Source organism: Paenibacillus sp. GCM10027626, assembly GCF_042676285.1.
Lineage (GTDB): Bacteria > Bacillota > Bacilli > Paenibacillales > Paenibacillaceae > Paenibacillus_Z.
This window is the reverse complement of sequence record NZ_JBHTHC010000001.1, coordinates 110304-130207: the sequence shown is the minus strand read 5'-3', so window position 1 is coordinate 130207 and position 19904 is coordinate 110304. Positions and strand designations below refer to the sequence as shown.

Sequence of the window (19904 nt, the reverse complement as noted above, 5' to 3'; positions counted from 1 at the left end):
AAATACGCCGCTTGACCGTCTGACTAAATAATAGATCAATTATTTGCCCGGGTAGTTAGCCGCCTTATCCAGCGCAGCCGCCGCTTCTTCACCGGTAGCCGCACTTGTCATCAGCTTAGGAATGACGTCCTTCATCATAATGTCCGCCACATTCGACTCCGGTGTCGACAATGCAGTCAGCACAGAATAAATGTTCACACCCGCCTCATCGAATACGGCCAGCTCTTGAATGCCTTCATCTTTAGGCTTGATATCCTTCAGCGTCGGCACAAGGCCTACAGAATCCTCAATTATTTGCTGCGCCTCCAGCGAGTTGAGGAATTCCAAATATTTGACCGCCTGATCCGGATGCTTGGAGCCTGAAGAAATGGCATAAGTCATGAAGTTGCTGTAGCTCGACTGCACAATTTTTTTGCCGTCCTTGTTCGGAACCGGGAAGCGGCCCAGATTGATGCCGGAATCGACATAGGTCGCATTCGCCCAAGTGCCGTCAATGATAGCGCCGGCCTTGCCGTTCATGAAAGCAAGCTGAGCCGCTGCATAATCTTGGGCGACAAAGTCTTTGCCAAAGTAGCCGTTATCTACGAAATCGCGATAGGTTTGGAACATCTGGGCGATGGACGGATCCGTCAGTTTGCCTGTACCGTTCTGCGCGGCTGTCAATGCGTCATTCGACATGGCTGGCGCGAAGGCAAAGATGGGCCAGGCGCGATCCCACTCACTTTTGCCGGCCAACGTAATTGGCGTTATACCGGCAGCCTTGAGCGCCTCCAGCCCCTGCACAAACTCATCCCAGTTGTTCGGTGCCTTCAGGCCGTTCTGCTCGTACAGATCTTTATTGTAATAGACGACGTTCGTATCAAAGAAGGACGGCAGCGAGCAGTACAATTTGCCGTCAATCATCCCGTAGGCCTTCTCCGTTTCCGAGAAACGGCTTATATCCATATTGTATTCATTCAATTCTCTAATGAAGCCGTTTCTGACCATCTCCGCCATTTTGGACGTCTTGTCGCCCTGTACCCAGAACAGATCGGGCAGCTCATTGGCCTGCAAGGCAACGTTCAGACTTTGATCATTTTGCGCGAAATCATATTCCAGCTTAATGTTCGGATATTTATCCTGGAAGGCGGCATTAATTTTTTTGAATGGCTCTTCCAATGTCGCTTGATTGCCCAGATCGCCCCATACTTTCAATGTGACCTTTTCTTCATTGCCGCTTCCGCCTTTATTGCCTTCCTCGGTTGTCGTGCCGGCCGGCTCCTTTGTACCGGAATCCGGCTCGCCGTTTTTGCCGCTGCAGCCTTGCAGCATAGCGCCGGACAACGCCGCCAATGATAGAACAACCAGCAATCGTTTCAGCTTCATTAGAACCCCTCCATCTGTTTATTTGCTATCATTGTAAGCGATATCACACGCACCCTTCCATGCACGATAAACCGGCAAATATGCCAAAAGATATGATGTTCATCTGCTCCCCCTGATGAATGTTCAAAATTTTACGAACTTGGTGCTATTTTTTACGCCCGCTTAAAAACGCTGCTTGAATTGCTTTACCGTTTGTCCGGTTTCTTTTTTGAAAACCTTAATAAAATAATTCGGATTCGTATAGCCGACCCGCGCAGCTATCTCCTCTGTCGAAAAATTCGTCTCCTGGTACATGCGGACCGCCTCGCGTATGCGAACGCGCGTGACATAATCCGAAAAGGGCTCTCCCGTCTCCTGCCGGAAGCGATGGCTGAAATGGCTTGCACTGAAGTTGGCCCGATCGGCCATATCCTCAAGCCTGATGACTTCTCCGTAATGCTTTTCCACATAATCCTTTACCTGCTGCACCCAGCCGCTGCGCTGCAGGTAGGCTGTAATCATCTCCTCCGCGATTGCGGTCATCCTGCGGACTAATTCGGCCAGCTCGGCTGCAGATTGAACCTTTTTGACCGCTTCTGTCAATGGCCACATCGTCCCATAGCGCTCTTGGATGCGTTTTGCATCAAAATCGTAGCGCTCGACCAGCAAGTTCATAACCTGACTCGCGATCGTCTCGCCGATCCGCAGCCATTCCGACGGATACAGCCTGGCTCCTTCTGCCTTAAGCAGCTGCTTCTCCAGCGCACTTGCCAGCGGCTCGAATTGCAAATAATCGAATTTGTTTTTTACTCGCTTATACCATTCCAGCCACTCCGCTTCACCGATCTGTTTCCACTGCCGATCGCTAAAATACAGGCCGGCTCCCGTATAAAAGGCGCAAAGCGCAGCCGCATTGGCCTCCTCTTGCAATTGTTCCAGCTGATTCGTAGCCCCTCGCTCGCTTACGCCGACAATTGGACTAATGTTCAGGTTTTTGGCCCATGCATTCATCAGTTCCTCGGCAACCTGTTCAATCTGCCGCCGCTCCTCGGCCTCGGCTGTAGACTCATCCTCAACAACATAAGCGCCAAACAACAGCTCCCCTTGCTCCCCCAAATAGCTCAGCTGCTTCAGACGTGAAAAAATTTCTTCGGCCTGCAGTGTCATCGCTTTGCGTTCAGCCTGCGAATAGTCGGTATCTCTGGCCGCCGGCTTCATACAAATGACCCTTAGGCAGCACTCTTCGGCCAGATTATGACCGCTCGCAGCAGAAACTGCCGGCAGCAGCTCCGCCTGTAAAGCGGAGGAAGCGTGAGAAAAGTCCAAAGCATCCAGCACACGCAGCAGCTCCTCCGGTTCCATTTCATATTTGGAAATATAATCCTTCACCCCGAGCTGAATGGCCCGCCGCGTATATTCAAAATCGTTGTAGCTGCTTAATATAATGACATGGACATGGGGGGCAATCACTTGCAGCCGTTCGGTCAGCTCCAGCCCGTCCATCCCGGGCATCCGAATATCTGTTAAAATAACGTCAAAGTGCTGCTTGTGCGCAGCCTCCAGCGCTTCAATCCCATTTTTAAAGACGCCGGCAATGCGATAACCCCGCTCTTCCCATTCAATAATGGACTGCAAGCCTATGCGAACCAGCGCCTCGTCATCGACAATCATCACGTTCCGCACCGTTTTGCTCATCTTCCACCGCGCCCCCTTCTACCTGTAACGGCTGCTGATCACCTTGTATCAACGGCAATTTGACCGTAATTTGCGTTCCATGCTCTGGCGAGCTGCGAATTGTCAGACCGAACCTGCTGCCATAATGCAGCTGAATTCTCTCGTGTACACTATGCAGGCCGAAATGCTGCTGCGGATTCCTCAGGCCGTGTTCAACTTCAGACAATCTTTCCGGCTTCATGCCGATACCGTTATCGCTTACAATAAGCTGCAGCAGATCGCCCTGCGCCTGCGCCTCTACTTTGATTTCGCCTGTATGATCCGCAGGCGCGATGCCATGAATTAAAGCATTCTCAATTAAAGGCTGCAGCAAAAATTTCAGCACTTGACTCTGTTCCAGCGCGGCAGGCACCTGCTCAATATATTCAAAATGCCGGTAACGCACCTTTTGAATCGCTGTATAGTTGCGCAGCATCGCCACTTCATCGGCCAGCTTGACAGGCCCGTCCGGGCCGCGGAGCGCATAAGTTAACAAACGATTAAGCGAATCGACCATTTCTTTAATATTATCCTGCTTTTGGATCATCGCCATCCAGCGGATCGAATTTAACGTATTATATAAAAAATGGGGTGAGAGCTGATTTTGCAGCACGCGAATTTCGGCATCCTTTTTCTTTTTCTCATGCCTTGCGACCTCGTCGATCAAATGTTCAATTTCATACATAACGGAAATAAATGTTTCATTCATTTCTACAACTTCCAAAGCCCCGTTGAAATGCTTGAGCTGCCCTGGCTTGCCTCCCTTTATGCCCATCTTCATATTGTTCATCAGCCGTTTAATCGGGATGACAAGGTCGAGGGCGAGCAGATGGGTGACAACTAGGCTGAGCAAGGTGCATATTACGACCATTAATAAAGCTATACGGACATTTTTATAGATCGGCTCGTATAATTGCTGCAATGGCAGCTGAGCAGACAGCCGCCAGCCCATTTCGAGCTGCTCTTTCGAATAGGACAGCAGCTGTTTCTGATTTTGGGCGATCTCCACGCCGTTATGAAGCAGCACTGCACCGCCGGATGCCAGCAGCTTGATTGCTGCAGTCTCTTGAAATCTGGTTTGCTTAAATATGTCGGTAATCGCCTCAACCTCAACGACGATCGTCAGCGTGCCGACCGGAACCAGACGCGAGTCGCGAATGACGCGCCCGAGCCGGATTGCCTGGAACTGTTCATGCCCTTCGGTAAACGCTTCCGGCTCAAACCAATATACGCCGCCTTGCTTCGATGAGACCCGATCACGATAGCTGCGCTCCTGTATTCGGTAATCGCCATAGGCGTTTTTGCCATAGGTATACAAATTTTTGGGTGTTTCAATTTTGATTGAACGCACATATTGATTTTGGTCGGCGCCAAGCCACAGCACATTCAGCTTTTCATTCAGCATACTTTCCACTTTGAATTTGTCATACGAAGTTTCTGGCTCTGTTTTTAGCAAGCGAATCAAATCGCCATCGGTCATAATTTGCTTGCTAAGCTGCTGATAGCTGCGCATGCGATCATCAATCTTTTGTACCATTAAAGTGAGCAAATCATTCGCATACTCCGCTGTCCGTTCTTTCGATGCCGTTGTGTAGCTATCCGTTACATAGTAGATTCCTCCGAGAACGGGCAGCAAAATAAGCGGCATATAAACAAGCACAAGCTTGTACGGCAAACGCAGATTCCGCCATAACGGCAGCGACCACCGGCGCTTCGCACCCATCCGCGATCCCCTTTCTTATCTACAAAAATTATTTTCTTCATCATAACATGTAAAGGGGGCTTTTTGTCATGAATAAGCATGCTTTACGGGACGAGCGCTTTTAAGGAGCCTGTCTATGAAATAGATTGCTCCCGAAGTCAGATTACCCCCCCATTTGGCTGGGGATTTATTCATATTGACCGACTAAATGGATTTTCTGCAGTTCGTTTTTTGTTTGTTCGCTAAATAGTCGGATTAGATGGAAAACCTACAGTTAGAATGGGTGATAGAGATGGATAGACTCGATTTGGCCCGAACTAGTTGGATAATTTCCAGTTAGACCGCAAAAATCGTCTGTTCTGGGGTATTTACCTACATAAAATCCAGTTAGTTTTGGGGAAGAGGAAGTCAAGCGCAGATTCTAAGGTTGAGCCCTATGTATTACTTTTTCTGGATAATCAACAGACATGCATTATTTGAATCATTATGCCGCAACCTCTATACAGTTTGCTGCGTCTATCAATAAAGACAAGATTAATGAAAAGAGGGACAAAATGAACAACCTGACGAAGATGAAAATTGAAAAGCCGGCACATGAGGTGTTTGAAGCTTTCGTCGATCCTGCAAAAATCGGCAACTTTTGGTTCACGTCCAGTTCCGAACGGTGGGAAGCGGGCAAAACGATCAAGCTGCGCTACGAGGAGTATAACGCAGAAGGCGAGATCACGGTCAAGGAAATCGTCAAAGACCAAAAAATCGCCTTTGAATGGGATTATGGCAATGTGCACCTCGTCACTATAACATTTACGCAGACAGATGGGATGAGCACGATTGTAGAAGTGAATGAAGAGGGATTTATCGAGAGCGACAACTTGATTCCGCTGCTGGTTGACAACAAGGAAGGCTGGGTGTATATGTTGACCTGTCTGAAGGGATATCTGGAGCACGGAATTACAACATTGCGGGCGGCGCTGGTGCATGAGTGAGCGGCGGCCTGCCGCTATGAAAAACGGCGGCTCGCAGCTGGCATTCCTGATGTCCGGGGCCAAGGGGTATTTGTCACAATAGTTTACAAAAATAAATAAGCGCGATTAGCAGAAATTGCTGCTGACCGCGCCCATGCAGATTCGTTTTGCTGGAGACACCTATGACCCGCGCTTGGGCGTCACCAGCATTTTTCACTTGTCAAACAGCCCCGTCTTGTGTCCAACCTTTATAATGCCGTCAATAATTTCAGCTACATCCTGCTCTGTCAGTAGCGGACTAATCGGCAAGTAGACGGTCCTCGCAATGAGATCGACTGCCCGGGGGCACATCTGCTCCTCATATACGACCGGATTGCGGAAAGGATAATTGAATGGAAAACCGGACGCATCTGCTGTCCGCTGATGGAACAGCTGTGGAATCATATAGACCGGCTTCCCGCCATATAGCAGCTGCACATTAATGTTTTCGGCGACCAGCGCGTGAGTGAGCGCCATCGCGTCTTCCCTGCTAGCCATAATCATCCCCAGATTGGAGCCAATATCCCCTTCCGGATCGCTGCAGCGACGATAGTTAATTTGTGGAAAGGCGGCGCTTAATGCCGTCCTTATCGTCTGATTATGGCTTTTCATCGCGGACACAATACCGGGCAATTTGTCCCATTGCTGGACCATAACCGCGCCGGCCAACTCGCTCATCCGATAATTTTGCCCCATAAAAGCGGCTTCCTCTTCGCTGGAATCGATCCCGTAACGCGCCTTTTCCCGAAATATTCCTTGGTCATGATAGCGTACCGCCCGTTCAAAAATGCGGGGATCGCGGGTGACTACAGCGCCGCCCTCACCTGAGGTAAGCACTTTATTCATCTGGAAGCTATATACCCCGACATCGCCAATCGTCCCCGCATAGCTTCCTTTGTACATCGTTCCGCAGGACTGGGCAACATCCTCAATGACATAGACGCCATGCTTTTTGGCAAATGCCATAACCGGTTCCATATCTACCGGATTTCCTAAAATCGGCACCACGATAATCGCCTTCACTTCGTCGTCGAAAACGCGCAGCAAATCGGCCGGATCTATATTCAAGCTCTCATCGACATCAGCGAAAACCGGCACCGCATTGCAAGCGACAACAGCTCCTGCAGTAGCCAAAAAAGTGTTGGCAGGGACAATCACCTTATCTCCGTAGCCGATCCCCAGCGCCTTCATGGCGACGATTAAAGCAGCCGTGCAGGACGATACGGCCAGCGTATACGGAACGCCAAGCTGCGCGGCCATTTTATTTTCGAAGGTTTGCACCGCATTTTGGCAATCAGGGCCGTAATAGCGAAAGGGTGAACGTCCATAGATCACTTCGGCCACCTTTGCCGCTTCCTCCTCGCCCATCACCATCGCCCCGGGATAGTTTGGCGGCAAAGGCGCCTTTCGCGCCGGAACACCGCCTTCAATCGCTAATTTTTCCAACTGGCTCCCTCCTCTCGGGTGGCGTGCTTGCGGCATGCTACCCCATATTGAACCTGTATTTCTTCTCCTTGATCCGGTCGGTAATCCGCTGCAACCGGCTCCCAAATGACCGCCCCCGGGATCGGCTTCTCGACGTTGAACGCCGCACCCGCTTCCCCGCATGCTGTAATCCGCATCTGTCTTCTCGCTCGTTCCCAACGGTTAATTTGCTCCGCTGTCCAGAACGTAAAGCCGCGCTTGCGCGCTTCATGAATGACTTTTCGGAAGGCAGCGCGCACAGGAGCTGACTGGTGAATGTGAACCTGGTGGAACAGAAAATGAGCCACCCCGCGCACCTCTTTTACCCGATCCAGAAAAGGAATGACGACCGTGCTGTCCGACCAATATTGCGACAAGTCAAGATCTTGCGTCAAAAAGCCGATTTCAACGACATCGTACATCCGGTTCTTCTCATTGGACCATGCAATCGGGAAATAAGGGTGACAAGTACCGAAAATAAATCCGACATTGCCTTTTTTGCTAGGGCCTCGGGTCTGATCAGATTGGATACGATTTTTCTCGCACCAGGCAAACAGCTCTCCCCAGCCTTCGTAACGGGTATAGTGATTTTTGTTGCTTGTCACCGCCGTCAAGCCCGCCGCCTCTTTGAGCCAGGCTACTTGCCGGTCAAACTCCTCCTCTGACCAGTTGCCGCCCCCCTGCTCCAAAGCGTTATAGTGAAAAGCGAGCTCATGGCCGGCAGCCTTTACTTGATCGTAGATTGAAGCCGAATAGCCCGGCTCAATCATGCACCATGATGAATTGACCTTGCACTCATCAAGTAAAGCAAGTGTTGACTCGGCATGAATATCTTCATTAAGATCGCTGTCATGCGATATCATGGCAATCTGTTCGATACCATCCGGCCAATAACCGACGAAAGGCAGTGTCATTCCTTTTGCCAACGCCGCTTGCAACAGGCGGCCAATAAACTGCTCCCGCCATAAATCGGCATAGGGATAAGCAAAATAAGGCATGCCTGTCTCTGTAAACAGCCGGTCATGCTCCCAATCCATTGCACAGCGGTCGTCTGCCTTCAATATCCCTTCATTCAGCGGAGCAGATCCGTCGGGAGCCGGAGTCGCATCATCGAGCACCGGTCCTGTACCTTGCTGCAAATTTACGATCGCACCCGTAATGTCGACCGACCAGCGCTCCAGACTTCCTTCTCCGATCTTAAACAGCTGCCATACAGCTCCAAGCGCTTCTCCCTGCGGCTTCTCCTTGCGCAGCTCGCCATCTTGCCGGATCAAACAGGTGCTGGCCCCATCCGCTGCCCGCCATATTGCAGCTTGAAAATAACGAAGCGGCCGGGTACAGCCCGAAAGGCCGGCAGCATATCCTGTTTGCGGAGAGTTTTCCGGAAACATTCCCAACTTTGGCGCCAAAGCATGCAGCTGCGAGCAAAGAATGACAGTTCCGCCGCGCTCGGCATAGTCCCAAACTAATGCGGCCGTGCGCTGGTCGTCCGGTACTAAAGCGGCAATCACGATGTCGTCTTGACAATTCGCCAATTGCCCGACATCGTTCATTACCTCGTAAGGGACCGCTGCTCGCGACAAAACCTCTTCCATGTAATATTCAAAGCTGTTCAACCCATAGGTCCAGCGTCGCTCGGCGGTGCTGCGATCTAACAATAGAGACAATTTAGCTATTTTCATAAGTAGGTAATTCCTTTCGAAATGAAGACGTATCATACTTGTATTGCTTAAAGACTTTTATTACAATTACGAATAATGAATAATATTACGCATGACGCAGATTGGATGATCCCATGAAAAGAGATACGGAATTTCGTTACTCTAAATTAGCTGCTATATTAAGAGAGCAAATTTTATCCGGTTATATAAAGCCAGGCCAATATTTAATGTCGGAAAACCAGCTTTGCAAGCATTACGGCCTAAGCCGCACCTCTGTGCGGAAATCATTGGACGAGCTGCTGAAAGAAGGCCTGATCATTAAAAAAATGGGGCAAGGCACGATCGTATCTCCCGATGTTATCGTACCCGATGACAAGCGCCGGACGCTGCGCGTGCTGGCAACGTCCCCCTCGTACTTTGCGGACTGCAGCATGCAGGACTTGATCGACGCCTTTCAGGCGGAGCACCCCGATGTAGAGGTGAAATTGCTTAATTTTCCTACACAAGGTTTCTGGGATGCCGTCCGCACTTGCCGCGAGCTCGGTCTTTCGCCTGATTTGATCTATATCGCCGACCAGCAATATTTTGAAGAAGAGGATTACGATTCGTTCATCGATCTGGGAAAACCGCTTGCCGATCGCCTTGGTGCCATCTATCCGCGCATTATCGAGCCTTTCCGCCGCAACGAGGCCATTCTCGCCGTGCCGGTAACGTTCTCAACCGTCTACTTGGCTTATAACCCTGTGTTATTCGCGAAATATGGCATAGCCGAGCCGCAGCCTGACTGGTCAATCGAAGATTTCATCCGGACAGCGCAAAAATTGACGGTTGATACTAATGCAGACGGAATTGTCGATCAATACGGCTTCTCTATGTCCTCTTTCTTTAGCAGGTGGCCGATATTCGCCATTCAAAATGGCTTTCTGTTCGACGAAAACTCGGATATGGAACAGATCCGCCGGGCCTTCACCTTTATTCACGATCTGCTTTACCGTTACCGTGTCGCTCATCTCAGCTCACATTATCCCTTCTCCACCGATGCGTTTCTGCACGGCAAATCCGGCATGGTGCTGACCTCTTCGATCGAGCTTGCCGGCTGGCGCAATGAGCAGATGGACTTCGAGCCCAAAATTGCGGCAATGCCCTTCGGTCCCGAGCAAGGAACATTGCTGCTGGCCAACGCCTTCATGATACCGTCCGACTGCGGCGATGCGGAGCTGGCTCAGCAATTTATCCGGAAGGCGCTAAGTGTGGAGATGCAGACAAAATTCAGTCAGGATAACAAATTTCTGTCCGTCCTCCCGGAAGTAAATGAAGCGCTGTGGGACCACGCCACATTGGAAACTTTGAACATTTCCAACGAGCAGTCGGCAAATAACTATTTTCACTTTGAATTGTTCCGCGATATTGATTTTTTAGACAACCTGCAAGCGGATATGCAACTTTTTTGGAACGGTCTTGAAAGTGTAGACGACGCCGTCAATCATTTGCAAAAATGGCTAAAAAGAAATGATTAGCTTTACTGCCGGGTCCGCTGCTGCTGCAGACATGCAACTTTCAGCAGCGGCTAGCGGGCCTGCTGCGAATAATAACTCGCCACCTTGCGAATCGCCGCTCCCATTTCCTCAATATCTTGCTCCGTAAAGCATTCCCGGATCTCCACACGGACTGCAGTGCGCAATATTGCCTCTGCCTCCGGACAGATGCCCCGTTCGTAGGAGACGTCCGACAGCTCAAACGGAAAATGCGATCCCGCATATGCCTCGCGCTTCTGGAAAAGCGGCTGCATGTATACGACATCCGGAATGTAGCCCGCCGAGCAGGGAATCCCTTCGGCGCGCAGCGCATCGCAAAACGCTTCCCTCGTCGTACCAAGCTGCTGTTCATTGATTCGGAACATATAAAACCAATACGATGATTCGTTTTCTGCCGCTACATATGGAACGGCAATTCCAGGCAATCCGGCAATAATCTCGCTTAGCCGCTTGCCATAGCGGGAGCGTGCCGCGCAGATTGCCGGCAGCTTGCGCAGTTGAGCGATACCAACCGCCCCTTGCAATTCCGTCATCCGGTAATTGGGCGCCAATGCATTCAAATCGCGAATGACCGTGCCGCCGAACCGTCTATAATTTTTATCCGCGAAGGCATGAACCGCATAATATTCCGCTTCATCGCCAGAGTTGACCGTTACAATGCCGCCGTCTCCGGTTGATATATGTTTAAAATCATTGGTGCTGAAGCATCCGTAATGACCAATCGTTCCTACGAGCCGTCCCTTGTACCTCGTCATATAGCTTTGAGCGCAATCCTCGATCACTTGCAAATTATGCTTGCGGGCAACAGCCATAATCCCGTCCATATCACAGCTATTGCCGGCCAAATGAACAACGACAATCGCTTTCGTGCGCGGGGTAACACGCGCTTCTACAGAAGCCGGATCCAGATTATAGCTATGCGGCTCCAAATCGGCAAACACCGGAATTGCATTCTGATACAGGATACCTACAAGTGTCCCTTGATCGGTTATCGGGCTCGTAATGACCTCGTCCCCTACTGTGACGCCGGCTGCTCCTAATGCAATATGAATGGCAGCCGTCCCGGAAGATGCAGCTACACTGTAGCGGACGCCGTACAATGCGTTAAAATTGTTCAAAAATGTCTTTACCTTCTGCCCGGCATGGTAGAAAAGCGTATTTTGCTCGAGCGCTTCCTTAAGCTCCTGCAGCTCATCTTCGCCGAATCGCATTGCTGTTCCGAATGGAACCGTTTTCGTTTTCGGCCCTCCATCTATCGCCAGCTGATTGTTCATGAAGGCAACCTCCTTCTTTAAAAGTACCAAAAAAATCAACAATACCTGTATCTTACTTGTATTATAATTCTTTCGAAGTAATTTGCAACCTTTTTTTGCAGCAAAAATGAGAAAAAGCTGCCAAGACGCGCGCTCACGCCTGACAGCTTTTTCTTTGTTTTATTGATATGGGCTATGGATGGCAAGGAATGCCTGCATATTCGCAAGCGGCACTAATATCCGCTATAATATCCGCCGGATCCTCCAGACCGATATACAGGCGAACATGCACCCGATCGCTATTTGCTCCAGTCGCATTGACCAGTACAAGACTTTCATAGCCGCCCCAGCTTACACCGATGCGGAACAATTCCAGCTTGTTCGCCCACTGCTTCATCCGCTCTGCATCAATCTGTGTCTCAAAGCAAAAGACGCTGCTAAAGCCGCTCATCTGCTGCGTGGCAAGTTGGTGCTGCGGATGCGAAGGCAGCCCGGGATGGCTGACCGAAGCTACCCAATGCTGACGCTCCAGAAAGCGCGCAATTTCCAGCCCGCTCTCCTGATGCTGCTTCATGCGCAGCGGCAATGTCCGCAGTCCCCGCATAATGAGTGCAGCCGTCTGCGGCGCCATAATGCTGCCGAGTAAAAGAAATTCATTATGGAACAGCCCCTCCATCAGTTCCTTGCGTCCCAGCACCGCGCCGCCAAGCGCATCGCTATGGCCGCCAACATACTTCGTTAAGGAATGAATGACGAGATCGACACCTAGAGCCAATGGATTTTGATTAATCGGCGTCGCCCACGTATTGTCGATCAGCACAAGCGCGCCGGCTTGATGCGCAATGTCGGCACATGCCTGTATATCCTGCAGTGCAAACAGCAGACTCGACGGGCTTTCCAGATAGACGAGGCTCGTGTTGGGCCTGATCGCAGCCCGCACCGCCTCCACCGATGTACCGTCCACGAAGGTTGTAGCCACTTGAAATTTAGGAAGGTACTCGGTCATAAAGCGCTTCGCGGGACCGTAGGCCTGGTCGACACATACGATATGATCCCCGCACTTGACGACGGATAATATTGCCGAGCTGATGGCCGCCATGCCTGATGCGAAGCAGCGCGCTGAATCCGCTCCTTCCAGGGCAGCAAGCTTCTTTTCCAGCTCATATACGGTCGGATTATTGCCCCGCGTATACACATGACGGTTCATTTGGTCAAGTGAAGCATTCTCATATGCTGCTACAGTTTCAAACGTAAACAGACTGTTCTGATAGATCGGCGGTGTGACAGCGCCGTGATGCCGCTCGTCATGTGCATCGTGAACGAGTTGTGTTTGCAGTGATTTCATGCTGGTTGTGTTAGTTTTGAGAGTCAATTTGTTGTCATCCTCCATCACTTTCAAAGGCAGCTAAGTGCTTCTATAAAAACTGCTGCAGGTTGCGCCAGCTGATGGCCAGACTTTCGAAAGGATCGCGCTGGCAATCATCCTGCTCAACAATGTACCACTCTACACCTGTGTCACGGCAGGCTTGAATAATTTTGGAAAAGTCCAGATTGCCTTCGCCAATCTCGGCATATACCTGCTTGTTATCGATGATTGCCATATCCTTGAGATGAATTACCTTCATGCGGCCATCGACCTTGTAAATCCAGTCCACCGGATTCGCTCCGCCGGCTTGTACCCAATATGTATCGATTTCAAATCCAAAGGCCGCTTTATCGCTATGCTGAAGCAGCCGCTCCATCCCTGTGACGCCCTCGAATTTTTGAAATTCAAAATGATGATTATGATAAATAAACTGCAGCCCATACTCCTGCAGCCGCTTGCCGATCTCCGACGCTTCCTTGGCAAACGCGTCATAGCCGCCCCCGGTACGATACTCATTCGGAATACCACCCAGACCTACATATTTGCAATTCCAAAGCTGATGCTGTCTAACGACTTCTTCGAGCTCCTGCTGCATGCTTTCATAGCTTACATGCGTAGCACAAATTGTGAGGCCAAATTCATCGGCGCATGCTTTGACATCCTCATGACTAATCGGACCGATTCCCGACACTTGAATCGCCTGGTAACCAATCTCCTTTACTTTACGCAAAGACTCGCGCAGAGCTTCTTTGGTCTGGCAAAAATCTCTTAATGTGTAAAGCTGCACCGCAATGCGTGACGCTTCCATACTGCGCACCTCCAACAAAACATTTCGATATAGTTATGCTCTTCCATTATGAGCGCTAACCTACTATTCGTAAAGATGAATTTCTATACTGACGCTGTCTATGAAGAGTATGTTACAATAGGGAAACTGACTTCGTCTTTTGCACCATTACTGTGGAGGAATTGTTCAAAATGTACCATGCACCAACGTTAAAACGCAAGCTGCTTTTGTTTCTCGCCATTCTCGGCCCGATCGTCGTCACCCAAATCAGCTATATCGCTATGAATGTGTTGGATACGATGATGTCCGGCCGCGCGGGAACGGTCGATCTGGCTGGCGTAGCCGTAGGCTCGAGTCTGTGGATGCCGCTAATGACCGGAATTAATGCGCTGCTGCTCGCAGTTACGCCGATTATCAGCCATCTGATTGGCGAGGGAAAAGACGAACAAATTGCCAAACCGGCAACACAGGCTCTATACTTATCTGTTATTTTATCGCTAGCGATTATCGGAATCGGCGCGATCGCCCTTGATCCGCTGCTGGCAGCGATGAAGCTCGAACCGGACGTCGCCTACATCGCCAAGCATTACCTGATCGGCATCGCCTGGGGCCTTGTTCCGTTTTTCGCCAGCTACGTCATACGCTACTTTTTTGAAGCGCAAGGATTTACCCGCATTACGATGTATATTATGCTCGCTGCTGTTCCCATTAACGGCTTTCTCAATTACGGCCTTATTTTCGGCCATTTCGGTTTTCCGCGGCTGGGCGGAATCGGCTCGGGCTATGCGACGGCGATTACGTTCTGGTGCATTTTTGCCATCAGCATTTGGATGACCTTTGTGAATCCGGTTATTCGCCGTCACCGCCTGTTTGTCCGCTGGTACGCTCCTTCCCTTAAGCTGTGGAAGGAACAGCTCGCCATTGGAATTCCGATGGGACTGTCCACTTTTTTTGAAGCCAGCATTTTTGCTGTCGTGACTTTATTTATGGGAATGATGTTCGATACTTCTACGATCGCAGCGCACCAGGCGACATTGAACTTCGCTTCGCTGCTGTTTATGGTGCCGCTCAGTATTTCAATGGCTCTTACCATTCTGGTCGCCTATGAAGCCGGTGCCGGCAGAAGAGAACATGCCCGGCAATACGGCATATTAGGCGTCAGCATGGCTGTCGGGCTGATGGGGCTTGGCGCCTGCGCGCTTTTCTTCATGCGGGAGCCGATCGCCTGGCTGTACACCGAAGACGCTCATGTAGCGGAATTGATCACGCATTTTCTCGTCTTCGCGCTTGTGTTTCAATTGTCCGACGCTTCACAAGCCTCCCTGCAAGGCGTGCTGCGCGGCTATAAGGATGTAACCGTCCCCTTCGTCGTCGCATTGATCTCCTATTGGATTATCGGCATCCCGCTCGGATATGCGCTTGCCGATTTTACAGCATTGGGCGCATACGGTTTCTGGGTCGGCATTACTGCCGGTCTCACCTTCGCCACAGCCGGTTTCTTCCTCCGCCTGCGCCTCATTCAGCGGCGGGCGGCGCCGCTGCCAACCGGGGCGTCCTGAAAAGGACGCCCGCGTCTGGTTGCCCGCAAAAAAAGACCCCTGTCGGTTGAACAGCGAGTCTCTTCCCTTTAGCCCTATATTCTCGTTCGATACTCTGACGGACTGTAGCCGATTTCCCTGCGGAACGTTTTGGAAAAATGATTGGCATCGTCGAAGCCAATATGGGCAGCGATTTCTTTAATGCTTAAGCTCGTCGTCTTCAGCAGTTGCTTTGCCTTTTCCATCTTTTTGCGGCTGACATATTTTAATGGGGAAAGACCGAAATGCTTTTTGAAATATTTAATAAAATAATTCGGATGCAAATGCAAATGCGCGGCCATGCTCTCCAGCGTAACCTCCTCGTGAAGATGCGTTTCAATATAATGCTGGATTGCGGTCAGACGTTCCATTTCCTGCGTATGCTTGCTGTGTATGCGCGGCGTCGCCCGCTCCAGCAGCTGCGACAAGATGGTCAGCAAAAGCGCTTTTTCCTGCAAGCGCGCCGTTAGCGAAACTTCACGATGCGCCTCTGTCAACTGGCGAAATAGCCGCATCATCATCTCCTGGTCCAGCCCCTCATAGCAATGCGGCATTTGCAGCCATTGAAAAAAATCCAGTTCGCCAGCCGGCGCAGTGAAATGACACCAATATTTTCGAAAGGCATTGTCGTTAATTGCCGAATAGGACTGCAGTGTATGTGCCGGCATCAAAAAAAGCTGGCCGGGCTTTGGCCAATATTCCCGGCCGTCAATTTCCAGCCATCCTTCCCCATCCACGATATAATACAGCTTGTTATATGCCGGCACATAATTAAGATCCTGCCATTCCGGCCAGCATTGTGTGTATTGCGCCGTAAGAATATGAACCTGCATATTGCGTATCATGTCATGAATCGTTGAACCGGCGTCGATCGAATTCATCCGTGCACTCCTGATAAAGTTAATTTTATACCCGCATAGGTTAGCTGGTGATCTGTCCATTATACCATATCATTGCTACACTTTAAGAGTCGGTTCACGATAACAGCACTTTAGGAGGATGATCAGCAATGTCGGCTAACAAGCTTGTACAGGAACGTACGGAACGGACAGAATGGTTCCGCTATGACCGCTTTGGCATGTTTATTCATTGGGGCTTATATGCCATTCCGGCGCGAGGCGAATGGGTGCGCAGCACCGAGCAGTTGACAATTGAGGATTATCAGCCCTATTTTGAACAATTCAACCCGGATCTTTATCAGCCGCGGGAATGGGCAAAAGCGGCCAAAGCTGCCGGTATGCGATATGCTGTACTTACTGCCAAGCACCATGACGGATTTTGCCTGTTTGACAGCAAATTGACAGAGTACAAATCGACGAATACTCCGGCAGGCCGGGATCTTGTCCGTGAATTTTTGGAAGCCTTCCGTGCCGAAGGGATCAAGGTCGGCCTCTATTATTCGCTGATCGACTGGTATCATGAGGATTATCCGGCCTATGGCGATAAGGCGCATCCGATGCGGAACAATGAGAACTTCAAGCGCGACCCGCAAACCTTCGATCGTTACCTGGATTATATGCATGGACAAATACGCGAGCTGCTGACCGGCTATGGCAAGCTTGATATTATGTGGTTCGATTTTTCCTATGATGAGATGTGCGGTGAAAAATGGCGTGCCACTGAGCTGATGACGATGATCCGTTCTTTGCAGCCGCATATTATTATCGACAATCGGCTGGAAGGAAGCGGCGATCTGGCCGGCAGCATCTACACCGCTGAACCGTCGATCTATGCTGGAGATTTTGCCTCGCCGGAGCAAATTATTCCGCCGGAAGGCGTCACCAACAATGCCGGCGAACCGATTCCATGGGAAGCCTGCATTACGCTCAACAATAACTGGGGCTACTCTGCGGCCGACAATTGCTACAAAAATGCAACAACTATTATACGCAAGCTAGTAGAATGTGTAAGCAAAAACGGCAACATGCTGCTCAACGTCGGCCCGGATGCCAGAGGCGAAATACCGCAGCAATCGCTGGATATATTGGCAGAGGTCGGCAGCTGGATGAAGCGCAACGGCGACAGCATTTATGGCTGCGGCAAGGCGGATTACGACAAGCCGGAATGGGGGCGTTTTACACAAAAGGGCAATAAGCTGTATGCCCATGTATTCGAGCAAAGCATCGGGCCGATCAATCTGACCGGTCTGGAAGGCAAGCTAAAAAGCGCGCGTCTGTTGGCTGACGGCTCTGAAGTATTTATCAGCCGCCCATGGAGCGCAGCATTGTTCGAGAATAACGCCTTTATCAGTCTCGCCAAGCCGGAGCATTTCACCTTCCCGCTCCCCGATGCCCGCAATACGGTAATCGAGCTCGAGCTTGAATGAAGTAAAGCAAGTAAAAAACAGCGCCTCACCGCCGAGATTTACCGTTCGGTGAGAGACGCTGTTTTTTATTGTAATCCGGTAAGAGAGAAGCCGACGACCTCTGCCTTCGGGGGCAAATCAAGCTTGGAGACCCGCAGCAGCGATTTTGCCGAGCCGTGCGCAAAGGCCGCATCATGGTCGATTTTCGCCGCCCCCTCCTCCTCCAGCAAAGGATGAGCCGCAATATGGATAAAGGGAGACTGTCCGTCCTGCTCTTCAACCCAGCGCAGCTGATCAACCGTAAAACCGGCCGCTACAGTCGGGTGCTTCCCGCCGCTAACGAGCAAGTAGTAATCTTTATCCGTCTCCTGCAAAATATATCCGCCCGGGGCGGCATTTTGCAATTGCTCATAGCTTACCTTTACTGCGTCGTCGGCAAGGAGCTCATGCCTGGCCGACTCATTCAGCACTTCAAAGGTGACAGCCTGGCCTCGTCCCCTTCCGCCCTCTTCTTGCAACAACGAAGTCTCCTGCCCGTTCTGCTCTTTATGCTCTTTATGCTCCGCACATCCGCTCACAATTACCGCGCTGCATAGCAGCGCAGCGACAGCGATTCCGGCGATCATCTGTTTTCTTCGCTTATGGTTCAATGACTTTCCTCTCCCTTCTATTCAAGTCGGTAAATCGACAAGTTCCATGACGGCCAGCTGCCGCGCTCCTTCTCGGACGCCTTCATCCGTACAATCAATTCCTGCAATTCGCCCCATTCCGGATTCCGCTGCTGCAGCTTCATTAAAGCCGGAGCAGCATCTGCCGACAAGGTTCCAAGATAATCGATATCGATGACACCAGTACGCTCGTAGCGCTCGATGTTGTTTACAGCTATGCGTGCGTCTATGTTGATATAATTCATAATAACAAATGCCAGCACAGATAGTCCAATATACACCTTTGTAAGCGATAGCCGTACTCGCCATATACGGATGAAGGATGCGGTCAGCAAGCTGCCCAAATAAATCATAAAGCCGTGAACGAGCAGCCTGGTTTGCGTAAAGCCGTAAGCTTCCTCATATAAGGACAATCTGCTAAACGCCGAAATCAGCATGACAAATGTGCATAAAACAAGCATGCTTAGCAGCAGCTTGCGGAATCGTTCAGCCTTACGGCCGGCGGGCCTGACTACATGCAGACCGACATGAAGCAGTCCCATATTAATGACCGCCACGAGCACCAACTCACTAAACCCGCGGCGGGCATAATCCGCGTAAGCCTCTCCTTCGGGAAGCATGCCCTGCGCCGCGCCGAAAAAATAAGAAAATTGAATGACTGCAAACAAGAGATAAACGATATTGACAGTCGTAAACAACGTGCCCGCTGTGACCGGATCGAGGGAAACCAACGGCTGTTCCGCCACAGCTCCCCCCTCTGCACGGCTGCGTACTGCGCGCATATCATCGCCATTATGGAACAGCAGCCCCCACAAAAAACAGAAGATATAGAGCGATAGAACGGCAGCAACCAATATGCGGACACCGCTGCCCCCAACCGAAAATCCGCCGAACCAGCCCGGAATCTCAACTAGCCAGGAGAGAAAAATACCGTCGGCTGCCGCCAGCAGAGCGATCACTACAATTAAGACCGGCGCTGCCAGCAGCAGGCCAAGCAAAACGCTGCGCAGCTTTCCATTAACCGAATAGGAGGCTTTGGCCGGCATCAGCTTACTGCCGATCAATTCAAACGGCACTGCAATATACGAGATCGGTTTGGCGATCGCCCGGTTGAGCAAGTCGCCGAAAAAGACTGCCTTATACCACGGGTATGGGCTGGAGCGAGTCAACAGAAGCGCCTGGGCAATCATCATCGCCGGCAACACAACCGCGTTCAAGGTGCGAAACAGACTGTTCGCAAACAGCATATACGTCAAAGCCAGCAGTCCGATCGGAATAAAGAGCAGCCAGCCCGACTTCGATTGCCCCCGCCACTGCTCAAAGCCGCCGATGCGCCCGCGGACCGCATAAAAGAATACAGCGTAATAGCCGATAATAAACAGAATAACCGAAACACCCGGGTCATTGCCGACAAATAAATATTGGCCTGCCAAGCCTAGCAAAATCGAATACAGCAGCAGCCGGTCATATCTTTTTTGCCACGGTGCCGGATCTCTCATGGCCTTTCACTCCTAATTTGCTTATG

15 protein-coding genes are annotated in these 19904 nt (G+C 50.7%); 4 read left to right on the top strand and 11 right to left on the bottom strand.

Annotation, left to right across the window (positions count from 1 at the left end):
- Positions 1-39 precede the first annotated feature (39 nt).
- From ACFQ0N_RS00580 to ACFQ0N_RS00570, 3 genes are all read right to left on the bottom strand, one after another.
- Complete coding sequence (locus ACFQ0N_RS00580; protein ID WP_379322399.1) at positions 40-1365, bottom strand: ABC transporter substrate-binding protein; 1326 nt, start codon at positions 1363-1365, stop codon at positions 40-42.
- 162 nt (positions 1366-1527) lie between these two features.
- Positions 1528-3039: a response regulator gene (locus ACFQ0N_RS00575; RefSeq protein ID WP_379322398.1), complete on the bottom strand. Its 1512-nt coding sequence runs from the start codon at positions 3037-3039 to the stop codon at positions 1528-1530.
- Complete coding sequence (locus ACFQ0N_RS00570) at positions 3002-4780, bottom strand: cache domain-containing sensor histidine kinase (RefSeq protein ID WP_379322397.1); 1779 nt, start codon at positions 4778-4780, stop codon at positions 3002-3004. The genes ACFQ0N_RS00575 and ACFQ0N_RS00570 overlap by 38 nt, the downstream gene beginning before the upstream one ends.
- A 533-nt stretch (positions 4781-5313) precedes the next feature.
- On the opposite strand from ACFQ0N_RS00570, the gene ACFQ0N_RS00565 reads away from it, so the two are divergent.
- Positions 5314-5745 (top strand): SRPBCC family protein, encoded by a 432-nt coding sequence (locus tag ACFQ0N_RS00565; protein WP_379322396.1) that lies wholly within the window; start codon positions 5314-5316, stop codon positions 5743-5745.
- Positions 5746-5937: 192 nt separating this feature from the next.
- Here ACFQ0N_RS00565 and ACFQ0N_RS00560 read toward each other — a convergent pair whose 3' ends face one another.
- Both ACFQ0N_RS00560 and ACFQ0N_RS00555 read right to left on the bottom strand, forming a co-directional pair.
- Positions 5938-7209 carry a DegT/DnrJ/EryC1/StrS family aminotransferase gene (locus ACFQ0N_RS00560; protein WP_379322395.1) on the bottom strand — a complete coding sequence of 424 codons (1272 nt, stop codon included), beginning with the start codon at positions 7207-7209 and terminating at the stop codon, positions 5938-5940.
- A complete protein-coding gene (locus ACFQ0N_RS00555; RefSeq protein ID WP_379322394.1) occupies positions 7197-8909 on the bottom strand; it encodes a polysaccharide deacetylase family protein in 1713 nt (570 codons plus the stop codon). The genes ACFQ0N_RS00560 and ACFQ0N_RS00555 overlap by 13 nt, the downstream gene beginning before the upstream one ends.
- A 113-nt stretch (positions 8910-9022) precedes the next feature.
- On the opposite strand from ACFQ0N_RS00555, the gene ACFQ0N_RS00550 reads away from it, so the two are divergent.
- The gene (locus tag ACFQ0N_RS00550; RefSeq protein ID WP_379322393.1) at positions 9023-10405 is read left to right on the top strand and encodes an extracellular solute-binding protein; all 1383 of its coding nucleotides are present in this window, start codon (positions 9023-9025) and stop codon (positions 10403-10405) included.
- A gap of 50 nt (positions 10406-10455) precedes the next feature.
- On the opposite strand, the gene ACFQ0N_RS00545 is transcribed toward ACFQ0N_RS00550, so the two are convergent.
- From ACFQ0N_RS00545 to ACFQ0N_RS00535, 3 genes are all read right to left on the bottom strand, one after another.
- Positions 10456-11697 carry a DegT/DnrJ/EryC1/StrS family aminotransferase gene (locus tag ACFQ0N_RS00545; protein WP_379322392.1) on the bottom strand — a complete coding sequence of 414 codons (1242 nt, stop codon included), beginning with the start codon at positions 11695-11697 and terminating at the stop codon, positions 10456-10458.
- Between the two features lie 172 nt (positions 11698-11869).
- A complete protein-coding gene (locus ACFQ0N_RS00540; protein ID WP_379322391.1) occupies positions 11870-13048 on the bottom strand; it encodes a trans-sulfuration enzyme family protein in 1179 nt (392 codons plus the stop codon).
- 43 nt (positions 13049-13091) lie between these two features.
- On the bottom strand, positions 13092-13850 hold the full coding sequence (locus tag ACFQ0N_RS00535; RefSeq protein ID WP_379322390.1) for a sugar phosphate isomerase/epimerase family protein: 759 nt from the start codon (positions 13848-13850) through the stop codon (positions 13092-13094).
- A gap of 170 nt (positions 13851-14020) precedes the next feature.
- Here ACFQ0N_RS00535 and ACFQ0N_RS00530 point away from each other — a divergent pair, with 170 nt between their 5' ends.
- Positions 14021-15388: an MATE family efflux transporter gene (locus tag ACFQ0N_RS00530; protein WP_379322389.1), complete on the top strand. Its 1368-nt coding sequence runs from the start codon at positions 14021-14023 to the stop codon at positions 15386-15388.
- A gap of 74 nt (positions 15389-15462) precedes the next feature.
- Here the strand turns inward: ACFQ0N_RS00530 and ACFQ0N_RS00525 are convergent, their stop codons facing one another.
- Positions 15463-16287, bottom strand: a complete 825-nt coding sequence (locus ACFQ0N_RS00525) for an AraC family transcriptional regulator (RefSeq protein ID WP_379322388.1) — start codon at positions 16285-16287, stop codon at positions 15463-15465.
- 128 nt (positions 16288-16415) lie between these two features.
- Here ACFQ0N_RS00525 and ACFQ0N_RS00520 point away from each other — a divergent pair, with 128 nt between their 5' ends.
- Positions 16416-17732, top strand: a complete 1317-nt coding sequence (locus ACFQ0N_RS00520) for an alpha-L-fucosidase (protein ID WP_379322387.1) — start codon at positions 16416-16418, stop codon at positions 17730-17732.
- Positions 17733-17797: 65 nt separating this feature from the next.
- Here the strand turns inward: ACFQ0N_RS00520 and ACFQ0N_RS00515 are convergent, their stop codons facing one another.
- Together ACFQ0N_RS00515 and ACFQ0N_RS00510 are read right to left on the bottom strand one after the other, a co-directional pair.
- Positions 17798-18361 (bottom strand): hypothetical protein, encoded by a 564-nt coding sequence (locus tag ACFQ0N_RS00515; RefSeq protein ID WP_379322386.1) that lies wholly within the window; start codon positions 18359-18361, stop codon positions 17798-17800.
- A 17-nt stretch (positions 18362-18378) separates the two neighbouring features.
- The gene (locus ACFQ0N_RS00510; RefSeq protein WP_379322385.1) at positions 18379-19878 is read right to left on the bottom strand and encodes a DUF4153 domain-containing protein; all 1500 of its coding nucleotides are present in this window, start codon (positions 19876-19878) and stop codon (positions 18379-18381) included.
- Positions 19879-19904 lie beyond the last annotated feature (26 nt).